The sequence below is a fragment of the Mesorhizobium sp. M7A.T.Ca.US.000.02.2.1 genome (assembly GCF_003996995.1).
In the GTDB taxonomy this organism is placed as follows: Bacteria; Pseudomonadota; Alphaproteobacteria; order Rhizobiales; family Rhizobiaceae; genus Mesorhizobium.
In genome coordinates, this window is sequence record NZ_RZTT01000663.1 from 1 (window position 1) to 2,134 (window position 2,134).

General features: G+C 63.3%; 2 protein-coding genes. One reads left to right on the plus strand and one right to left on the minus strand.

What is annotated here, in order from left to right:
* The coding region (locus tag EOD15_RS33235; protein ID WP_148129788.1) for an ACP S-malonyltransferase at nt 1–602 on the minus strand (602 nt) is incomplete at its 3' end.
* Nucleotides 603–878: 276 nt separating this feature from the next.
* On the opposite strand from EOD15_RS33235, the gene EOD15_RS33240 reads away from it, so the two are divergent.
* A partial coding sequence (locus EOD15_RS33240) for an LTA synthase family protein (protein ID WP_245463836.1) occupies nt 879–2,134 on the plus strand: 1,256 nt, incomplete at its 3' end.

A 2,134-nucleotide genomic window follows, 5' to 3' on the forward strand; every position in this document is an offset into this window, starting at 1 on the left:
GGCGCGGACACCTGCAGCATCAGCGCGCGTTTGGCGCCTTTCTCGGTGCACAGTTTCGCGGCCAGTTCGACCGCGGCCTTGGCGCCGGAGATGACCAGTTGACCACCGCCATTGTCGTTGGCGATCTGGCAGACAGAGCCTTTGGCGGCTTCCGCGCAAGCGGCTTCGACATCGGCCTGTTCCAATCCGATGATCGCCGCCATGGCGCCCTCGCCGGCCGGCACCGCCGCCTGCATGGCATTGCCGCGTATGCGCAGCAACCGGGCGGCATCGGCAACCGAAACGAAGCCGGCAGCGGCCAACGCCGAATATTCGCCCAGCGAATGACCGGCGACATAGGCGATCTTGCCTTTCAGCGAGAAGCCGCGCGATTCCAGCGCCCGGATCGCGGCCAGCGACACCGCCATCAGCGCCGGCTGCGCGTTGGCGGTCAGCGTCAACGTCTCTTCCGGCCCTTCCCAGATCAGCTTCGACAGGTTTTCGCCGAGCGCATCGTCGACTTCCTGGAAGACCCTGCGCGCTTCGGGGAAGGCGCCGGCGAGATCCTTGCCCATGCCGACCGCCTGGCTGCCTTGTCCGGGAAAGGTGAATGCAACGGCCATGCGAGGGCTCCCAAGGGCTGGTTTTGCTTGCCTGAAGACGGGTTTTTCTTGCCTGTGACGCATGGCGGGGCGCCAAGTCAAGCCCGGTTCGACCCTGCCCGAGGGCAGCCTCGTCCGCCGAGTGCCTGTTGCGAAAGGGTTTTTGGCGATCACTCCTGATGAAAACCGCTCACGATTCGTTTGCTGGCTCTTCTTATTTCCGTTACAGGCGCTAGCTTTGCGTGACAATTCCATGACAATCGAGTGACGCGCTTGTCGCTGGGTGGGGAAGTTAAAGTGGCAAAGAGTTACAAACGCACCGGCAAGGCCGCGCCACAGTTCCTGGAAGACGACCCCTCCACCGGCTATCTGCCGGGCAGGAGATGGCCGGTCGTGCGCTATGGGCTGATCAGCCTGGCGATTGCCGCTATCCTGGTGTTTGCCATCGAACTGATCGTGCGCGGCGACTTTGCCGGAACCATCTCCTTCTTCCTGCAGCCGTTCAAGCCGGGCTGGACCACCATCGTCGTGTTTGCGCTGCTCCTGATCGGCTTCGATGCGGTGCTCGGCCGCAGCCACCAGAGCCTGATGATCGTCGCGCCGCTGACCTTGTCGCTTGCTTTCGTCGGTCACCAGAAGTCGCACTATCTCGGCGATCCGCTCTATCCGACCGATTTCCTCTATGCCCGCCAGATCTTCGCGCTGCTGCCGCTTTTGGTACGCGAACGGCCGATGACCGCGCTTGCCATGGTCGTCGGCATCGTCGCCGGCCTGTCGCTGCTCGTCTACGGCTGGCGGCTATGGCGCCGCAAGGTTCCCGCACTCAGCCGCAAGGGGCGCCTTGCGCGGCTGACGCTGGCAGTGCCGCTACTCGCCTTCTTCGTTTCGATCATGGACTACGCCACCTTCTCCTGGACCAGGGATCGGCTGCAGATCATCCCGATCATGTGGGACCAGAAGGAAAACTATGCCTCCAACGGCTTTGCGCTGGCCTTTGCCCTCAACGTGCCAATGGCGCATGTCTCGGCGCCGCCGGGCTATTCCGACAAGGCGATCGCAGCGATAGCCAGGCCTGATGTGACCGCCTCGGTGCCGGCCGCGAAGCCGGACATCATCATCGTCATGAGCGAATCCTTCTGGGATCCGACCAAGTTGCCTGGCGTCACCATCACGCCAGATCCAATCCCCAATGTGCGGGCGCTGCGCTCGGGCTCGATGTTCTCGCCGGAGTTCGGCGGCATGACCGCCAATATCGAGTTCGAGGCGCTGACCGGCTTCTCCAACGCGTTCCTGCCGGCAGGCAGCATCCCCTATCAGCAATATGTGCGCACGCCGACGCCTTCGCTCGCGACCTTCCTGAAGAGCCAGGGTTACCGGGCGCGCGCCATCCATCCCGGCACCAACTGGTTCTGGAACCGTGGCGCGGTCTATGCCGATTTCGGCTTCAACGATTTCAAGTCGGAAGAGACGCTGCCGCCAATGCAAAAGCGCGGGCCACTGGCATCGGATGCGGCGATGACCGACGAGATCATCAGCGAGGCCGACGCCAGCGA